Source organism: Citrobacter freundii complex sp. 2024EL-00216, assembly GCF_043945515.1.
In the GTDB taxonomy this organism is placed as follows: domain Bacteria; phylum Pseudomonadota; class Gammaproteobacteria; order Enterobacterales; family Enterobacteriaceae; genus Citrobacter; species Citrobacter portucalensis.
The window spans coordinates 1-3,611 of record NZ_JBIMRA010000052.1 but is presented as its reverse complement, the minus strand read 5'-3'; the positions used below and the strand labels follow the sequence as shown (position 1 = coordinate 3,611).

Here is a 3,611-nt window from a genome sequence, read left to right as displayed (position 1 = left end):
GCCAAAGATATTCGCCAGTCAGTAGAATGTGCGCCCAGCCCAATGGGGATATGTGGGGAAGAAATTCAGGGGGAACATCCAACCCTTCGTTCCGCCGCTCCGTGACGGCATGACCAAGATGGACGGTATTCCAGTAAATGATCACCGCAGTCAATAAATTGAGCCCAGCGATTCGGTAGTGCTGCCCCTCTGTCGTGCGATCGCGAATTTCCCCCTGCCTCCCGATACGGAGCGCATTTTTGAGCGCATGGTGGGCCTCTCCCTTGTTAAGACCGATCTGAGCACGCCGCTGCATGTCCGTATCCAGGATCCACTCAATAATGAAAAGGGTCCGTTCAATACGACCAACTTCACGAAGCGCAACTGCAAGGTTGTTTTGTCGTGGGTAAGAAGCGAGCTTGCGCAGGAGTTGGCTGGGCCTGATTTTGCCAGCGGTCATCGTCGCGGCACAACGGAAAATATCAGGCCAGTTCGCAACGATAAGATCCTCCCGGGCTTTTCCACCTACCAACTTGCGTAACTCCCTGGGGGTCGTATCGGGATTAAATACGTACAACCGCTTCGATGGCAGATCCCTGATTCGCAGAACGAGATTGTAGCCGAGCAGGCTACTGGCTCCGAACAAATGGTCGGTGAATCCTGCTGTATCGGCATACTGTTCGCGAACATGGCGACCGACCTCGTTCATCAGTAGTCCATCGAGAATATACGGTGCCTCGCTCACGGTCGCCGGGATCGACTGACAAGCGAATGGCGCGAACTGGTCGCTTACGTGAGTATACGCTTTGAGGCCGGGAACAGAACCATATTTGGCATTGACCATGTTCATGGCTTCGCCATGCCGCGCTGTCGGGAAAAACTGACCATCGCTCGATGCTGACGTGCCCATCCCCCAGACGCGTGACATCGGCAGTTTACCCTGCGCGGCCACCACAATTGCCAATGCCTGGTTCATGGCTTCGCTTTCAACATGCCAGCGGGCAAGGCGTGAGAGCTGCCAGTAATCATGCGTGTTTGTAGCTTCCGCCATCTTACGCAGGCCCAGATTGAGCCCTTCAGCGAGCAGGACGTTGAGCAGACCGATCCGGTCGCGACATGGAGCCCCGGTTCTCAGATGGGTAAACGCATCTGTGAAACCAAGGGCTGCATCAACTTCAAGCAGCATGTCGGTAATCCGAACGGACGGCATTCGGCGATACAGATCCAGTATGAGTGCCTCGGCACCATCCGGCACGTCTGCTGTCAACCTGTCGATCCGCAACGTTCCATCTTCTATGCTACCGTGCGGAATAGTGCCGTTACGGGCAGCCCGGGCCAGCCGCTTAAGAGCGATCGTGAGTCGCGCCTTTCTGTCTGCCAGCCAATCCTGTGGGTTGGAAGGCACGGCCAGTTTTGCATTTTCCTGCGCCGCGATCATCGGCACCAGTACCTGCTTGAGGTCACCATAGCGGCGCGAATGAGCGAGCCAGACATCTCCGGAACGAAAAGCATCCCGGAGGTGAAAGAGTACCGCCACTTCCCAAAGACGGGTATCTCCTTTTTCCTGAGCTCGTAAATGACGGTTCCATTTGGAGCTGGGCCGCAGGAAACGCCTTTCTGGCGATGCAACACCTTTCATCTCTCCGATCGACAAAGCTGCTGCTACCAATGGTCCGGCGACCGGCGCGGCTTCGAGCTTCAGACAGCGCAACATGCGGGGCGCATAACGACGAAAGCGATGGTATCCCTGCCCGACATATGCAAGAGGCTCATCGGCTAGCGTGTTGCTGAGTTGAGTCCCTGTCGCTACCAGTTGAGCGAGCCGGTCCCATGCAACCGAACTGGCGACAGCCATCTCCAGCGGGGTTCCGTCACTGCGGGCCTCAAGCAACGAAGCTCCCAGCGCGGTGAAGGTACGGATCGTATCCGTGAGTGTGGCTTTAGAGCCGGAAATTGTTTCGTCATGCTGGCGCTTCGCTTCCCGCCAGGTTTTTCCTACGATCCTGTCATGGGTTTCGACTATGGCATCAGCAATCGCCGCTTCCCACTCCACAACACAGACGGCAAGGATCGCCCAGCGGCGGTCCGAAGTGATGTCACGCAAACCGTCGGTGAAGTAGCGTTCACCCTGCCGACGCAGCCGGGCAATGCGATGGGCAGGTATGCTGGCCAAAGCACTATGATTGATATTCAGGGTACGCAGAAATTCGAGCCTGTCGAGCAAACGGTTAGCAGCAGCCGAGTTGTTACCAACCTCGAAGTTGCGAAGCCAGATGAAACGACTGATATTGCCGGCGAGCATTTCACTCAGAAGTTTGTCCAGGTGATCGCGAACATCCGCTGTTAAATTTTCCGCAATCCGCGTTTCAATCCGCCGCTCAGCGGCGACCAGAGCATCCGCGCACAAGCGCTCGATTGTCGATACTGCGGGCAGAATGGTGGAAGTTTCCCGACACCGCACAATAAAACGATGAGCAAGATCCTCGTTTGATCTGGCATCTTCGGCCTGGCCGAAAGTCCACTCCCGCAGATCACGGGCACCACGGCCCGTGAAGGTCTTGTAGCCGTAAATTTCGCGCAGCGTGTCCATGTGCTGCTGACGGGTTTGGCGCCGTGTGGCATAAGTGAGAAGCGCATCAGCCGGAACTCCAAGCTGAGCACCGACGAAGGAAAGGACTTCACGCGGGATCATCTCACCAGGAGCCAGTGCACGGCCCGGATATCGTAAGGCACAAAGTTGCAGGGCAAAGCCAATCCTGTTTTCCGGTCTGCGGCGCTGCCTAATGTTTTCCAGGTCATCATCGCCCAGCGTGTAGAACTTCAGTAGCGACAGTTCGTCCGTGGGCAGATCGAACAGCGCTGCTCGCTGCCGTTCGGTGAAAATATGGCGTCGTGACATACAAATTCGTCCCTTTTGAAGTATAGTCTGTTTTGGACAACAGCCAGCCCATATAAATCAGGGCGTTCCGATACAAAAATCCAGGAGGGTTCAATTGGGACATCGTGCCGCCATTTACTGCCGGGTTTCAACAGCGGATCAGTCTTGTGAACGCCAGGAATTTGATCTGCGAGCCTTCGCCGGCCGTGCCGGCTACGACGTGGTGGGAATATTTAAGGAAACAGGTTCAGGAACTAAACTCGACCGGGCCGAGCGAAAGAAAGTCCTGGCGCTTGCCCAGTCCAGACAAATTGATGCAATCCTGGTCACTGAGCTTTCCCGGTGGGGGCGCTCGACGCTCGATCTGCTCAATACGCTACGTGAACTGGAGAACTGGAAGGTTTCCGTGATAGCCATGAATGGAATGGCGTTCGATCTTTCGTCGCCGTATGGACGAATGCTGGCGACGTTTCTTTCCGGCATTGCGGAGTTTGAGCGGGATCTCATCAGCGAGCGGGTCAAGTCAGGCCTTGCTGTTGCGAAGGCACGTGGTAAGAGGCTTGGTCGTCAGGCCGGAGTGCGACCAAAATCAGACCGACTTTTGCCTAAGGTGGTTGCGATGAGGGCCGAGGGACGCAGCTATCGCTGGATCGCACGCGAGCTCGGTATCAGCAAGAATACCGTCGCTGACATCGTGCAACGACACAGAGCTAACGCTTAGGGTGTCATTTCGCCCTCAGCCGGAACCGACCCC

Annotated in this window: 2 protein-coding genes; one reads left to right on the top strand and one right to left on the bottom strand. The window is 56.1% G+C overall.

The annotated features are described in order from the left end of the window. Nucleotides 1-2,878: Tn3 family transposase (locus ACHHZ7_RS25170; protein ID WP_395149231.1), on the bottom strand; the 2,878-nt coding region annotated here is incomplete at its 3' end. Between the two features lie 94 nt (nucleotides 2,879-2,972). Between ACHHZ7_RS25170 and ACHHZ7_RS25165 the strand changes: the two genes are divergently transcribed. Next, nucleotides 2,973-3,578: a recombinase family protein gene (locus ACHHZ7_RS25165; protein ID WP_000509966.1), complete on the top strand. Its 606-nt coding sequence runs from the start codon at nucleotides 2,973-2,975 to the stop codon at nucleotides 3,576-3,578. Nucleotides 3,579-3,611: the final 33 nt, after the last annotated feature.